This is a genomic window from Exiguobacterium sp. CH10 (assembly GCF_018617635.1).
GTDB lineage: Bacteria > Bacillota > Bacilli > Exiguobacteriales > Exiguobacteriaceae > Exiguobacterium > Exiguobacterium aestuarii_A.
In genome coordinates this window covers 305126-318221 of record NZ_JACSKO010000001.1, presented here as the reverse complement: position 1 = coordinate 318221, position 13096 = coordinate 305126, and the positions used below count along the sequence as shown (strand labels likewise).

The 13096-nt window shown below is 44.2% G+C and carries 19 protein-coding genes and 1 pseudogene; 18 read left to right on the top strand and 2 right to left on the bottom strand.

Annotation, left to right across the window (positions count from 1 at the left end):
• The first annotated feature begins 82 nt into the window (after positions 1–82).
• The 5 genes from KNP04_RS01725 (at position 83) to KNP04_RS01705 (ending at position 5554) form a co-directional block, all read left to right on the top strand.
• A complete protein-coding gene (locus tag KNP04_RS01725) occupies positions 83–1132 on the top strand; it encodes a rhomboid family intramembrane serine protease (RefSeq protein ID WP_251126051.1) in 1050 nt (349 codons plus the stop codon).
• A gap of 12 nt (positions 1133–1144) precedes the next feature.
• Positions 1145–2167 carry a M42 family metallopeptidase gene (locus KNP04_RS01720; RefSeq protein ID WP_214874512.1) on the top strand — a complete coding sequence of 341 codons (1023 nt, stop codon included), beginning with the start codon at positions 1145–1147 and terminating at the stop codon, positions 2165–2167.
• Positions 2164–2358, top strand: a complete 195-nt coding sequence (locus KNP04_RS01715) for a YqgQ family protein (protein WP_012726602.1) — start codon at positions 2164–2166, stop codon at positions 2356–2358. The genes KNP04_RS01720 and KNP04_RS01715 overlap by 4 nt, the downstream gene beginning before the upstream one ends.
• A gap of 93 nt (positions 2359–2451) precedes the next feature.
• On the top strand, positions 2452–3414 hold the full coding sequence (locus KNP04_RS01710) for an ROK family glucokinase (RefSeq protein ID WP_214820247.1): 963 nt from the start codon (positions 2452–2454) through the stop codon (positions 3412–3414).
• Positions 3415–3637: 223 nt separating this feature from the next.
• Positions 3638–5554, top strand: coding sequence for an LTA synthase family protein (locus KNP04_RS01705; RefSeq protein ID WP_214820245.1), 1917 nt, complete (start codon positions 3638–3640; stop codon positions 5552–5554).
• Between the two features lie 112 nt (positions 5555–5666).
• Here KNP04_RS01705 and KNP04_RS01700 read toward each other — a convergent pair whose 3' ends face one another.
• Positions 5667–5846: a DUF2759 domain-containing protein gene (locus tag KNP04_RS01700; RefSeq protein ID WP_074033323.1), complete on the bottom strand. Its 180-nt coding sequence runs from the start codon at positions 5844–5846 to the stop codon at positions 5667–5669.
• A 157-nt stretch (positions 5847–6003) separates the two neighbouring features.
• Between KNP04_RS01700 and KNP04_RS01695 the strand changes: the two genes are divergently transcribed.
• Entirely contained in the window at positions 6004–6624 is a 621-nt protein-coding gene (locus tag KNP04_RS01695) for an MBL fold metallo-hydrolase (protein WP_074033322.1), read from the top strand.
• 31 nt (positions 6625–6655) lie between these two features.
• On the opposite strand, the gene KNP04_RS01690 is transcribed toward KNP04_RS01695, so the two are convergent.
• Entirely contained in the window at positions 6656–6919 is a 264-nt protein-coding gene (locus KNP04_RS01690; RefSeq protein ID WP_012726597.1) for a DUF2626 domain-containing protein, read from the bottom strand.
• Positions 6920–7169: 250 nt separating this feature from the next.
• Between KNP04_RS01690 and KNP04_RS01685 the strand changes: the two genes are divergently transcribed.
• The 12 genes and pseudogenes from KNP04_RS01685 (at position 7170) to gcvT (ending at position 13082) form a co-directional block, all read left to right on the top strand.
• Positions 7170–7556, top strand: a complete 387-nt coding sequence (locus KNP04_RS01685) for a Spx/MgsR family RNA polymerase-binding regulatory protein (RefSeq protein WP_074033321.1) — start codon at positions 7170–7172, stop codon at positions 7554–7556.
• Between the two features lie 58 nt (positions 7557–7614).
• Complete coding sequence (locus tag KNP04_RS01680; RefSeq protein WP_214874511.1) at positions 7615–8421, top strand: ATPase, T2SS/T4P/T4SS family; 807 nt, start codon at positions 7615–7617, stop codon at positions 8419–8421.
• Positions 8403–9380 (top strand): type II secretion system F family protein, encoded by a 978-nt coding sequence (locus KNP04_RS01675; RefSeq protein WP_214820241.1) that lies wholly within the window; start codon positions 8403–8405, stop codon positions 9378–9380. Before KNP04_RS01680 ends, KNP04_RS01675 begins: the two co-directional genes overlap by 19 nt.
• A gap of 14 nt (positions 9381–9394) precedes the next feature.
• Positions 9395–9697: a prepilin-type N-terminal cleavage/methylation domain-containing protein gene (locus tag KNP04_RS01670; RefSeq protein WP_214820238.1), complete on the top strand. Its 303-nt coding sequence runs from the start codon at positions 9395–9397 to the stop codon at positions 9695–9697.
• The gene (locus tag KNP04_RS01665) at positions 9694–10125 is read left to right on the top strand and encodes a prepilin-type cleavage/methylation domain-containing protein (RefSeq protein ID WP_214693002.1); all 432 of its coding nucleotides are present in this window, start codon (positions 9694–9696) and stop codon (positions 10123–10125) included. Before KNP04_RS01670 ends, KNP04_RS01665 begins: the two co-directional genes overlap by 4 nt.
• Positions 10112–10348, top strand: a complete 237-nt coding sequence (locus tag KNP04_RS01660; protein ID WP_074033316.1) for a hypothetical protein — start codon at positions 10112–10114, stop codon at positions 10346–10348. Before KNP04_RS01665 ends, KNP04_RS01660 begins: the two co-directional genes overlap by 14 nt.
• Positions 10305–10412 (top strand): annotated as a pseudogene (locus KNP04_RS15470) (prepilin-type N-terminal cleavage/methylation domain-containing protein); the annotation flags it as partial. The gene KNP04_RS01660 and the pseudogene KNP04_RS15470, both read left to right, overlap by 44 nt.
• A complete protein-coding gene (locus KNP04_RS01655; protein WP_251129805.1) occupies positions 10413–10766 on the top strand; it encodes a hypothetical protein in 354 nt (117 codons plus the stop codon).
• 8 nt (positions 10767–10774) lie between these two features.
• Positions 10775–11041, top strand: coding sequence for a hypothetical protein (locus tag KNP04_RS01650; RefSeq protein WP_214874510.1), 267 nt, complete (start codon positions 10775–10777; stop codon positions 11039–11041).
• Positions 11034–11522 carry a shikimate kinase gene (locus KNP04_RS01645; RefSeq protein WP_214820235.1) on the top strand — a complete coding sequence of 163 codons (489 nt, stop codon included), beginning with the start codon at positions 11034–11036 and terminating at the stop codon, positions 11520–11522. Before KNP04_RS01650 ends, KNP04_RS01645 begins: the two co-directional genes overlap by 8 nt.
• Positions 11519–11857, top strand: coding sequence for a hypothetical protein (locus KNP04_RS01640; RefSeq protein WP_214820233.1), 339 nt, complete (start codon positions 11519–11521; stop codon positions 11855–11857). The genes KNP04_RS01645 and KNP04_RS01640 overlap by 4 nt, the downstream gene beginning before the upstream one ends.
• A gap of 148 nt (positions 11858–12005) precedes the next feature.
• Entirely contained in the window at positions 12006–13082 is a 1077-nt protein-coding gene (gene gcvT / locus KNP04_RS01635; RefSeq protein WP_214820231.1) for a glycine cleavage system aminomethyltransferase GcvT, read from the top strand.
• Positions 13083–13096: the final 14 nt, after the last annotated feature.

Sequence of the window (13096 nt, the reverse complement as noted above, 5' to 3'; positions counted from 1 at the left end):
TTTTTTGTACGTTTTGGGCAAGCCGTGACTTTGTCGTGAGGTACAACGTGATTTACAATAGAATGAGAGAGGAGGGGTTTTGTTGGCGACTTGCTTCTGGGAAGGCATTTATCAAGCGATCGAGAACGGTGGGCGGATTGAAGGGATATTAGAGCCGTCTCGTGCAGTCATCTTGTTTGATACAAAAGCAGGTGATCGCTATGACTTATACGTTCAAACTGAAAAAGCATGGGCGAATCATGTCGGTACTGACATTAACGCAATCTTGAGCGCTTTTCGTCTATCTCGTATTGGACGAAAGCGTTTGACGATTCACATATATGGCGACCGTCTCGTTGATGAAGAGCGAGTCGACTCCATGACGTTCCCAATTCCGGCGAGAGTGACATTATCTCGCTCGATTTGTACACCTACGATGGAGGACGACCGTTTTCGATTGCTCGCGGTCGCAATGGATCGAAAGAAGAAAGCGGAGTTAAAGAAACGATTCTCCTTTGGTAAACCGCAAATAGTGTACGGATTAATGTTCATCACCTTTTTAGTCATGTGGCTAGCTGAATCAGTCGGTTCGACATTCGACCCGAATACGTTGATCGCATTTGGTGCGAAAGTGAACCCGCTCATCGAAGAAGGGGAATGGTGGCGGTTAATTACGCCAATGTTTCTGCATATCGGATGGTTCCATTTTGCCATCAATATGTTTGCGCTCTGGTCACTCGGTCCGCTCGTTGAACGGATGTATGGCTCCATCCGCTTTCTCATCATATACGTAGTTGGTGGGATTCTAGCGACGACGGCATCGTATGCGTTCAGTGAATCCATTTCAGCCGGGGCATCAGGAGCCTTATTTGGTTTGGTCGGTGCATTACTCTATTTTGGACTACGGGATCGTTCGCTCTTTATGAAGACGCTCGGACCTCCGCTCTTTATTATGTTAGGATTAAATGTGGGACTCGCGTTCGTATTAGGCGCGAGCTTGGACCATTTTGCACATGCAGGTGGTTTACTAGGTGGATTCGTCGTCTCTGGTGTCGTCGGATTGCCTGATGAGAAAAATCGAACACAACGCATCTTATTTTCTGTGCTCACGGCCATGTTGTTTGGTCTACTATACGGGTATGGATCTTGGTAAGGGGAGAATATGATGATTGATACACTGAAAAAATTAGTTGAAATCCCGAGTCCGTCTGGCATGACGGAGGAGGCGATTGGATTTGCAGAAAATGAACTTCAAGCACTCGGTGTGAAGACGTCTCGTTTACATAAAGGGGCGTTGCTCGCAACGTTCCCAGGACGTTCGAAGGAGGCGCGTCTTTTGACGGCGCATGTCGATACGCTTGGGGCGATGGTCAAAGACATCTTGCCGAGCGGGCGCTTACGACTCACGCAAGTAGGTGGATACGCTTGGACGGCGATTGAAGGAGAAAACTGTCTCATTCATCGCGAGGAGGGTGAGGCAATCGAAGGGACCATTCTCGTCCATCAGTCGAGTGTCCATGTTTATAAGGACACGAATTCGGCAGAGCGCTCTGCATCAAACATTGAAGTTCGATTGGATGAGAAAGTCCATTCTCGCGAAGATGTGACGGCACTTGGAATTGAAATCGGTGACTTTGTATCATTTGATCCACGATTCAAGGTGACGGCTTCCGGATACGTGAAATCTCGTCATTTGGACGATAAGGCGTCTGTGGCCATTTTATTAGACTTAGCTAAAGATTTGGTTAGCTACGAGTTACCCCACACGGTCCACTTTCTAATCTCGAATTACGAAGAAGTCGGATTCGGAGGAAATGCCGGTATTCCTGAAAATGTTGTGGAGTACATCGCCGTCGATATGGGTGCGCTCGGAGATGGGCAACATTCAGATGAATATACGGTTTCGATTTGTGCCAAAGATTCATCTGGTCCTTATGATATTAACTTGCGCCGTAAGTTTACTTCATTATGTAAGACACATGACATCGCTTATAAAGTCGATATCTATCCTTATTACGGTTCGGATGCGTCGGCTGCGATTCGGGCTGGATACGATGTGAAGCACGCTTTGATTGGTCCAGGAATTGAGTCAAGTCATAGTTACGAACGGACACATGTGACGTCTATGGAAGCGACAAGAGAATTGTTAAATCGTTATGTCTTGTCAACGATGGAGGAAGAAGCATGAAAAACTTTTATGATGTCCAACAGTTTTTAAAGTCGTTCGGTACCATTATTTACATCGGGGAGCGGGATGCTGAAATCTCACTGATGATGATGGAACTCGACGAGTTGTATGAAGGGGGCATCATCGAGCAGCGTGTATACGATACGGCAAAAATCATTTTGACCCACGAATTGAAAAATTCAACAGATTGACAGAAATCCCCTTAGTGCAAAGGGTTGCACTGAGGGGATAATAGTGTACACTATTCAATGAAAGCGATTTAGTTGAGATGAGGAGTGAACGGTATGAAATGGTTATTAGGAATCGACATCGGTGGTACAACGGTGAAGATGGCTGTTTTAGACATGAATGGCATCATTTCTGATAAGTGGGAAGTTAAAACGGATATTCGAGAAAACGGTGTACATATTCCAAAAGACATCGCAGCCTCATTTGAAACGTATTTAGAGACGTCAGGTAAGAAGAAAGAAGATTTCGCAGGTGCAGGTATTGGAGCCCCTGGATTCATCAATTTCTCTGAAGGTATTGTCGAATATTCACCGAACATCGGATGGAAAGACTTCGCTCTTGTGAGTGAGTTCGAAAAGGCGGTCGGACTCCCCGCGGTCCTCGAAAACGATGCGAATGCCGCTGCCCTCGGGGAAATGTGGAAGGGTGCAGGTGAAGGTGCATCAGAATTACTTGCCATCACGCTCGGTACAGGCGTCGGTGGTGGCGTCATCACGAACGGAAACATCGTTCATGGTACGGCTGGCATGGCAGGAGAAATCGGTCATATCACCGTCGAGCGAGATGAGGCGAAAGCTGTAAAATGTGGTTGTGGCCGATTAGGGTGTATCGAAACAATTGCCTCTGCGACAGGTATTTCACGTTTAGCGTTGCAAAAACGGAAAAATCAAGATACTTCGTTGAACGAATTGAAAGAAGTGACGGCACGTGACGTATTCGAAGCTTATAAAGCTGGGGATACAATCGCGACAGAAGTGATTGACGAGATGACAGAATATCTCGGATTAACAATCTCGAATATCGCCAACACACTCAACCCGAAAATGATCGTCATCGGTGGCGGCGTCTCAAAAGCAGGGACGTCATTGCTTGAACCGCTCGATGCTCAGTTCAAGCGCTTTGCACTCGAACGTGTCTATGAGTCGACGACGTTTAAAATCGCTGAACTTGAAAATGATGCCGGAGTCATCGGTTGTGGCTGGTTAGCACGCAAACACTTCCTTCCAACACGCGTATAAAACTGACACGTCTGCACATTGCAGGCGTGTTTTCTTATGGGAAAGGGTATGGGATATTGTAAAATTTGTAACGTCACAGTTGATTTTTTATTAAAAAAGGGGTAAGATTTGGACTTGATACTGGACGTGTACTATTCAGATCGAATTGTACAATGTATAAACAAATATAAAAATAATGGCTATAAAAACATGCCGAAAACTGAAAAGAGGAGGAGACCGTCAGATGAATTCATCTCAACGCTTCTCGAAGCTATCGACGAGACTGAACGATACGGTCCGCGCTTCGTTTCAAGAATATCGTCTATTTTGGATTTTTACGTTATTGCTTTGGACGAAGACGTATATCGTCTACCAATTTTTCTTCAACATTCCGATTGAAAACACCGCACAAGCTTTTATCCTACTGATCAGCCCGATCAGTTCGACATTATTCTTGTTTGCCTTCCATTTCTTCTTTAAAGGAAACAAACAAAAATGGGTGCTCTACACGCTTTACGCGCTCGCATCCTTCATCTTGTTTGCGGATGCCGTATATTATCGTGAATTTACGGACTATTTAACGATGCCGGTCATTATGCAACCATCGAACATGGAGACGCTATCGACATCGTTCACATCACTTCTCGAATGGAAAGACTTGATCATTCTTGGTGACGTTTTTGTCTTACCGTTTATCTTATGGCGTATGAATATGAAAGAGAATGCCGCTTCACATCGTCGCGCGCTCGTAACGTTCGTTGCAGCTGTATCGGTATTCTTGTTCAACCTTTCATTGGCTGAAACAGAACGTCCTGAATTGTTGACTCGTTCATTCGACCGTGAGCTATTAGTGAAAAACATCGGAACATTTAACTTCCATGTGTATGACGCGATGCTTCAAACGAAAACATCTGCTCAAAAAGCGATGGCTGACGAATCAGAGCTTGCAACAATCGAACAATTCACTCGTCAAAACTATGCTGCACCGAACCCTGATTTGTTTGGTAAGTATAAAGGAAAAAACGTGATTGTTGTGTCATTCGAATCTGCACAAAACTTCACGCATAACATGAAAGCGCCGAACGGTGAATATATCACGCCAAACTTGAACAAGCTGATTGAAGAGTCTCACTATTGGCCAAACTACTACCATACAGTAGGTCAAGGGAAGACATCAGATGCCGAGTTTGCGCTCGATAACTCGCTATATGGCTTACCGCGTGGTGCTGTATACTTTACGAACGCGGACAACGAATATCAAGCTCTTCCAGAGTTGATTAAAGAAGATAACTATTATTCGGCCGTCTTCCATGCGAACAATAAATCGTTCTGGAACCGCGACCAAATGTATAAAAATATCGGTGTCGATCAATTCTTCGATGAAAAGAGCTACGATCTCGGTAACCCAGAAGACATGACAGAATGGGGCCTCCTAGATGATAGTTTCTTCGAACAATCGATCCCGATGCTTCAAGAGTTGCCTGAGCCATACTATGCGAAGTTCATCACATTGACGAACCACTTCCCATATACGATGCCAAGCGAAGACTATGAACTCGTACCGAAGTTCGAGACAAGTTCGACGACGTTAAACAACTTCCCGCAGGCGCTTGCATATCAAGACTATGCACTCGGTCTCTTCATCGATCAATTGAAAGAGAACGGAATGTGGGAGGATACGATTTTCGTTGTTTATGGTGACCACTACGGTATCTCGACAAACCACAACAATGCGATGGCAGAGTTGCTCGGTAAAGAAGAGTTGACACCATATGATGTGGCGAAATTACAACAGGTGCCGTTTGCGATTCACTTGCCGGATCAAGATAAAGGTGAAGTGCATGAAACGATCGGAAGTCACGTCGACATGAAACCGACAATCTTGCACTTACTTGGAATTGACACGTCGGACACAATCGGCTTTGGGAATGACTTGTTCTCTGAAAACCGAAATAGTCGTGCAATCTTCCGAGATGGTACGGTTGTGACGGATGAATATGTATGGACACAATCAACTTGTTACAATGCTACTTCTGGAGAAGTGGTTGAGGACACAACGCTTTGTGGTCCAATGACGGAAGAAGCGGAAAAAATCTTACAAATGAACGATGATTTGATTTATTCCGACCTTCTCCGCTTTAAAGAACAAACGAATGAATAATTTAAAAACGAACCAAACCACAATGTGATTTGGTTCGTTTTTTTTATGTTGAGGAATTATAGGCACAAAAAAAGCGACCGAAGTCGCTTGATGATTGCTTGATACGAATCCATTAACCTGGAATACCGCCGTAGATCAACGTGGCAACACCAAAGAATCCGAATACGAGTACAGTTAAGCCTGCAACTGCGAGTGGAAAGAATTGGCGTTTTTTGAATGAACGAATCATTCCCCATACAGCCACAATCGCGACGATGACAGAAATCCATCCGAACGGTTCATACAAATGCATGACGAGTTCCCCCTTTAATTATACGTCATGAAATTCATAAAAATTTCACTGAAATATCATTATTATTTTATCCGATTATTGAGGCGCTGTCGAGCAAAGGTTGACATCGATACAATTTTGCCACAATATTGTTTTGAATGAGAGGGGGATCAATCATATGCAAGTGAAGAAGATTACGTCTGGCTTAGCGCAAGAGAATGGATACGTCCTTGAAAAAGAAGGAAGTGTCGTTATCATTGACCCAGGAACGGATGACCCAAGATTTTTCGAGGTGATCGATCGTCTTGGTACACCCGCTGCGATTTTGCTGACTCACGCCCATTTCGATCACATTGGAGGAGTCGATGCACTCCGTGAACGTTATGAAGTTCCTGTGTATGTCCACCGTCTTGAAAGCGATTGGTTGACGAATGGAGAAAAGAACGGGGCGGCTGCTTTCAATCTTCCTGTACCGGCGATGAAACCGGCTGAAAAGGTATATGAAGGCGATACGTTGACTATCGGCAATTTTACATTCCATCTTTATCACACCCCGGGTCATTCTCCGGGAAGTGTCGTGTTATACATGGCGGATGAAGGGATAGCGTTTTGTGGTGACTTGATTTTTAAACAATCAGTCGGGCGTACCGATTTGTTCGGAGGCGATCAAGCAACGTTGATGGGGTCTATTGATCGCATGAAACACTTGATTCCGGGTGCGACGGTTCTTTATCCAGGTCATGGTCCGAAGACGACGCTCGAAGAAGAAAAGCAAACGAATCCATTCTTCAAACAATAAAAAAAGATTGTCTCCGACGAGACAATCTTTTTTACATTTGGAAGTTGCTCCAATACGTAAAGACAACGAAGAAAATTGTCAAATACGCGCCGAAGACGTATACATATGTTTTTTCAGTAAGCTTTAAGTAGCCAAGTGCGACGAAGAAAATCGTTTGTGCTAAGAAGACAAGTCCCATAACGATAAAGTCACCAGTATGTTCACTACTACTTTGGTCGCCGCCTAGTGCGCCTACGAAAGCAAGTGCCGCCACTAACCCAGTCCAGAAGCCTAGGACACGAAACATTCTTGCCATGTTAATCCCCCCATACGTGCATTATTCCATTCTCATTCACTATTTTACCAACACATTCGAAAAAATGCTATGGAAACGTGAGAATTGAGCAAAATAATCGTGAAAAATATGTGAAATCAATGCGGGAAATAAAGTTGTACAAAATTTATAAAAAAGTTGTACAAAATATGTACAAACGGGGTATAAGAGATGTATAATCAACTTATACAAAATGAGCGAAGTGAAAAGTTGAAATGAGGAGGAACATAAAATGGCATCAGAATTAATGTTTTACACGTACCCGAGCTGTACTTCTTGCCGGAAGACGAAAGCGTTTTTACAGGAACAAGAACTTCAAGTGAGCGAACGTCACATTTTCAGAGATGCACCAACTGTCGATGAATTACTACAACTCCTTGCGATTAGTGAAGAAGGTGTAGATTCTCTTCTTGCTACTAGAAGCCAAGCCTTCAAACAACTCGACGTTGATGTTGAGGATTTGAAACTGAGCGAACTACTCAAACTGATGAGTGAAAATCCGAAGTTGTTAAAACGTCCGATTTTAACAGATGGAAAAGAAGTCATTGTCGGTTATGACAAGGTTTCAATCGAAACATATGCACGTCGTCATCATGTCGTTTCGACACAAGTTTCATAAGACAAGTCCACTTTCAACAGAGTGGGCTTTTTTTTATGCTGTTCTCGAGGTGAACGGAATGAAGGAGCTTATTGAACAACTGATGATTGTGGCGAGAGAGGCGGGTGCAAGCGATCTTCATTTTATACCGAGTACACATGAAGTGAAGATCCAAATGCGATCAGATATGAGACTGCTTGATCTTCAGTCGATGGATATCAATCAATACGATCGTCTCACACTTCATATGCGATATTGGTGTTCGTTACCGGACACGAATCAACGTGTGCCTCAGTCGGGCGTGTACGAACTTGATCAAGAAGACATTCGCGTAACATTTCTTCCATCATTTGCGCAAACATTGATGTCCTGGAGGGTACCTAATCAAGCATTTGAGCTTCATCACTTGTTGAGACCAGAAGACGTTGAACGTTTTAAAGAAATGTCAGAATCGCGACATGGCCTCTTATTAATCGGAGGCGCTACTGGTGCGGGCAAGACGACAATATTGTACGCGCTGCTCAATCACTTAAAGCGTGAGCGGATTGTCACGATTGAAAACCCTCCAGAACAAAAGATTGATGGGGTGATTCAACTTGAAGTGAATGCAAATGCAGGGTTGAGTCATCGACAGTTATTGAAAGAAACGTTACGTGCCGACCCGGACATCATTGTGATTGGGGAGGTACGGACAGAAGAGGAGTTGAACGTCGCCTATGATGCTGCACTCAGTGGGCATTTGACGATTACTACGTTTCATACAGCGACGATTCAAGATAGGGAGAAACGGATCGAACAATTGCTCGGAAAATCGTCAGTGACAAGACATTGGTGTGTACTAACGCGTGATCAGGGGGTGACGTGTGAATGGGCAACGCTTCAGTAAAACCACCGATTCAATTGATTCACCGTTTTCTGCGTCTTCAATCCCGAGGCGTATCGTTGAAAGCCACGATGGAGACACTTGAATATCATGAAAAAGGAAACAGGAAAGCGGACGTTCAGGAGATGAGGGCACAACTCGAATCTGGTACTTCCTTAGCGGACGTGTTCTCGCTAATCATCACAAATCGCCAAATGCAAGAGATATTGATGACAGCCGAGCGGAACGGGCGGTTCATGGATGGGTTATCTCAAGTCGTTTTAGTTTTAGAAATGCGGATGCGGCTGAAGGAAGAATTGAAGCGACTCATTCGATATCCTTTAATCATATTCTTTATCTTGCTCAGTCTTGGGATGGTCTATGCATTGTACATTTTCCCGAAGCTGATGGGGATGGTTGATGTCTCTACGTATGATGGGGCAGGTTCAATTTTGCTATCGAAATGGTTCTTCCCAACACTATTTTCTGTATTTGTGATGCTAGGGATTACGGTCTACATGCTACATCGACAAGGTGTAGAGCTACCGTTTTACATATGGAACCGTGGCAAAACTCTGTACCTGACTTATTTGTTTGTCAGCGAATTGTCGTTGTTACAACAGACGGAAACGAACATCAGGCAAATTATCAGTCGTCTCGCCAATGAAAAAGGGGAGATGGCTGAAATAGCAAATCGGATTCACAAACGGTTATCTGCTGGTGAAGGAATCGAAATGGCAGTCAAACAGGAACGGTTTATTGACTATGAAGTGGTCAGTTTGTTAGGGGTAGGGTCGATGAGTGGAGAACTTGGTGAATTGATGTCACTTCATCGAGAACTTGTATTCGAAGAAATGGAACAATATAGTCGTCAATTGATTGAAAAAGTAGAACCGGCACTTTATGGTGTGCTCAGTGTCATGGTCGGCACCTTATTCTATACGCTTTACTTGCCGGTAAAACTCATTATGGCTCAATTATGAAAGGGGAAATTCACATGAAGGAAGAACAAGGTTTCACTCTCGTTGAGATGGCTGCGGTCTTACTTATTATTTCAATTTTACTGTTATTGCTCGTACCGACGCTGACAGAAGGAAAGTCACGGGCGGACCAAGTAAGTTGTGAGGGAAGTGTCCGAATTGTCGAGTCAGAAATCAATTTGCACTATGCCGAACATAAATCGTACCCTGCCACATTAGAAGTAATTGGGCGTGCTTCTGCATCGGATCCACTTGTGTATAGTTGTCAATCGTCAGCCTACACGTATTCTCCACTTGATGGTTCGCTGAAGAAACAATGAAAGGCTATACGTTTGTCGAGATGGCGTGGGTACTCGTGATCATTTCCTTCCTGCTACTGATCAGTAGTCCTGTAGTGAAGCCTTTTGAGCGACTTGAACTATATGATTTTACAGATACGTTAGTGACGAACATTCAAGAAGCAGGACAATACCCGTACATTTCGGAAAATGGAAGTTGCGTGCCGAAGTTGATTTGGGTGGCTAAACAGAGAAGGTATTTAATCATGTGTGGAATGACCTTAGTGCGAAGAGTAGACGTACCGGAAGGAATCATTGTTTATCTTCCAACCTACAATACCATCACCTTCTCCCAGGCAACAGCTTCCTATGCAGGACAGTGGAAATTTGTCAGTGGGAAAACATCTGTCACGTTTAAGTTTCGGCTTGGGACGTATGAACCGGAGGTGATCATCCATGAAGGGGGATGAAAAAGGATTCTCGTTATGGGAAGTGAGTGTGAGCCTAGCGGTCGTGATGGGGTGGGTACTCATTTTGACGTCGTTTGTGACGCAAGGGAATGAACAAGTAGCACGGTTGCGTGACACGTTATTCATTTATGAACGATTACAAGGAGAGGTGCTGCTTGAAGCCGCTGAACCGACTGGGCGTGAAGAAGTGTGTGAAAAGGGTTTTTGCTTACCGACGCTTTGATCCGGGGTTTACTATGCTAGAAATGACGGCAGTATTGTTGATCCTCCCCATTTTTTTATTATTGTTGGTCGAATTGCTCACGCTTGGTCAACGCCTTTACGAACAACCGAAGTGGGAGCACCATACGACTCCCCAACTCATTGTACGTCGTTTGCAGAACAGCAAAAATTGTCGCGTCGATGAGGGGCGATTAAAAGGCGATTTTCTTAAGGCAGATGAAGAAGTGTGGCCATGGACAATCAAACAGTTGAATGGGAACTTGGTCATGGTTGGAGACGGAGGAGGGAACTTGTTATTATTAAGAGGAATCGATCAGTATCGCGTCGAAACGGTCGGTACGGGATTTCGAATTTCATGGAAAGATTCAACTTTCGAAAGGGAGCGGTACGTCATGTGTATGAAAGAGGATTCTTTCTAATCACCACGTTGACAATCGTCGTGTGGTTACTTGGTACTGCATTATTTTGGTATACTGATGTAGAACGAACGACGAGACGAATCTCAGATGAGATATTGGCCATACGTTTTGAATCCCACTTGTTGTTGGCAAAAGAACGTTGTGGCAATCAACCAGTAACACTCACCAAACCGACGGGGACGGTGACATGTCGTCCGATTGCACCGAATCGAACGGAAGTGGAAATGGTGTTGACATCTGGTGAACGTCATAAAGAGGTGATTGCTTATGAATAAGAAACCGTTTTATATCGTGGGATTTATGGGTACAGGTAAGTCTACCTTGTTCACTTTTATGCAAGAACATGGAGACGTCGTGGACCTCGATGAAGAAATCGAAACCTGGATTGGAACCGACATCGCTACATATTTTGACCGATACGGGGAGTCAGCGTTTCGCGAAGTGGAAACAAAAGTACTTCAGCAAATCGATGCTGACTTTGTTCTCACGGGTGGTGGAATTGTCGAACGCTCTGAAAATATTCATTGGATGCGCGAACACGGTAAAATCATTCATTTAGATTTACCATTTGAGGAATGCTGGGCAAGGATCAAAGATTCGAATCGACCGCTTGTGAAAAAAGGAGAGGCGGAAGTTCGGACGCTGTACAACCGACGGACCATTCTTTATCAAGAAGCGGACGAGACGATTAATGCGTCCCGGACACCGCAATGTATTGCAGAGCAAATTATCCGTATGAAGGAGGAAAAAGTATGATTTGGATTAACCTTGCAATTCTTTTATTCGCCATCATTGGACTTGGTGTATATGGATATTTGTTATTTAAAAAACAGATGAAGCCGACGTTCGGAAGATTAAACCGTTTGACGGAACGATTTAAAATTCGTGCTGACGTCATCAACCAACAAGTCACTGAAATTAAAGGACATGTGGATGCGGTTAACCGATCTATTACTCAAATCAAAGATTTCGGCATCAAAGCTAAAGACGAATCGATTGAGTTGAAACAGGCGGCAGTCGGGCTGACACATGAAATCAAACGTACGGCGGGAATCGAACGCTCTGACGTTTCCACCGAGCCAAAAATATGAAATAATGAGGATGAAAACGTTTTCGTTTTTCATCCTTTTTCTTTTTCGCTTTTTTAACTATGCAGAAAGAATAAAAATTGTTAAAGTGGAATGGAAAACGAAAGATTTCAAAAACAAAAGCATTTTATGTTCGGGATTGGGGGATATTATGGAAAAGGTTACTTTGAAACGTACGCCTTTGTTCGAATTGATTGAACCGAAGGCGAAGATGGTTGATTTTGCGGGGTTCGAAATGCCGATTATGTTTTCTTCGATCAAAGAAGAGCATCAGGCTGTACGTCAAAACGTGGGGATGTTTGATGTATCTCACATGGGAGAAATTCGGGTTGAAGGACCGGACGCTCTAGAACAAGTGCAGAATCTTGTGACGAATGATGTCTCAAAGATTAAAGTCGGTCAAGCTCAGTACAACCTTCTCTGCCTCGAGAATGGTGGCGTAGTGGATGACTTACTCGTTTACCGATTAGATGAAGATGCTTATTGGCTCGTCGTCAATGCCTCGAATATCGAAAAAGACGAGGCGCATATTCGTCAATTTGTTAGTGGTGACGTCACTGTGACGAATGAGTCTGATGAATATGGCCAAATTGCCATTCAAGGTCCAAATGCGGAAGCTGTTCTTCAAACGATTACGAATGTAGCGCTTGACGAAGTTGGTTTCTTTAAATTTATAAACGGTGATGTGGCCGGTGTTGCTTCAATCATTTCGCGTAGTGGTTATACAGGAGAAGACGGATTCGAGATTTATGCGCGGGCAGAAGGAATCTCGGCAATCTGGGCAGCGCTTGAAGCAGAGGGTGTTACACCTTGTGGGTTAGGTTCACGAGATACGCTACGATTTGAAGCGTGCCTTCCGCTCTATGGGCATGAACTAGATGAGTCGGTCACTCCGTTCGAGGCGAACCTTAATTTTGCGGTTAAATTAGATACTGATTTTATTGGGAAAGAGGCGCTCGCTACACAAAAAGAAAACATTCCGAACCGGATGGTGGGCTTGAAATTGCTTGGTCGCGGAATCGCACGTCAAGGTGCGCAAGTAGAAATCGACGGGAACGTCATTGGGGTCGTTACTACCGGTACGATGCCTCCGACAGTAAACGAGTCGATTGCATGGGCACGTGTGGATGCACGTTACAAAGATGAAGAGCGATTTGTCATCGACATTCGTGGCAAAAAGATTGAAGCCGAACGCGTACCGACACCTTTCTATAAACGAACGAAATGAAACAGGGGGATTCA

Bases quoted from the DNA above. Each gene is read 5' to 3' on its own strand.
- gcvT (WP_214820231.1), top strand. From the start codon at position 12,006: ATGGAAAAGGTTACTTTGAAACGTACGCCTTTGTTCGAATTGATTGAA.
- KNP04_RS01665 (WP_214693002.1), top strand. From the start codon at position 9,694: ATGAAAGGCTATACGTTTGTCGAGATGGCGTGGGTACTCGTGATCATT.
- KNP04_RS01670 (WP_214820238.1), top strand. From the start codon at position 9,395: ATGAAGGAAGAACAAGGTTTCACTCTCGTTGAGATGGCTGCGGTCTTA.
- KNP04_RS01680 (WP_214874511.1), top strand. From the start codon at position 7,615: ATGAAGGAGCTTATTGAACAACTGATGATTGTGGCGAGAGAGGCGGGT.
- KNP04_RS01715 (WP_012726602.1), top strand. From the start codon at position 2,164: ATGAAAAACTTTTATGATGTCCAACAGTTTTTAAAGTCGTTCGGTACC.
- KNP04_RS01685 (WP_074033321.1), top strand. From the start codon at position 7,170: ATGGCATCAGAATTAATGTTTTACACGTACCCGAGCTGTACTTCTTGC.
- KNP04_RS01705 (WP_214820245.1), top strand. From the start codon at position 3,638: ATGAATTCATCTCAACGCTTCTCGAAGCTATCGACGAGACTGAACGAT.
- KNP04_RS01640 (WP_214820233.1), top strand. From the start codon at position 11,519: ATGATTTGGATTAACCTTGCAATTCTTTTATTCGCCATCATTGGACTT.
- KNP04_RS01700 (WP_074033323.1), bottom strand. From the start codon at position 5,846: ATGCATTTGTATGAACCGTTCGGATGGATTTCTGTCATCGTCGCGATT.
- KNP04_RS01645 (WP_214820235.1), top strand. From the start codon at position 11,034: ATGAATAAGAAACCGTTTTATATCGTGGGATTTATGGGTACAGGTAAG.
- KNP04_RS01710 (WP_214820247.1), top strand. From the start codon at position 2,452: ATGAAATGGTTATTAGGAATCGACATCGGTGGTACAACGGTGAAGATG.
- KNP04_RS01690 (WP_012726597.1), bottom strand. From the start codon at position 6,919: ATGGCAAGAATGTTTCGTGTCCTAGGCTTCTGGACTGGGTTAGTGGCG.
- KNP04_RS01675 (WP_214820241.1), top strand. From the start codon at position 8,403: ATGGGCAACGCTTCAGTAAAACCACCGATTCAATTGATTCACCGTTTT.
- KNP04_RS01660 (WP_074033316.1), top strand. From the start codon at position 10,112: ATGAAGGGGGATGAAAAAGGATTCTCGTTATGGGAAGTGAGTGTGAGC.
- KNP04_RS01720 (WP_214874512.1), top strand. From the start codon at position 1,145: ATGATTGATACACTGAAAAAATTAGTTGAAATCCCGAGTCCGTCTGGC.
- KNP04_RS01695 (WP_074033322.1), top strand. From the start codon at position 6,004: ATGCAAGTGAAGAAGATTACGTCTGGCTTAGCGCAAGAGAATGGATAC.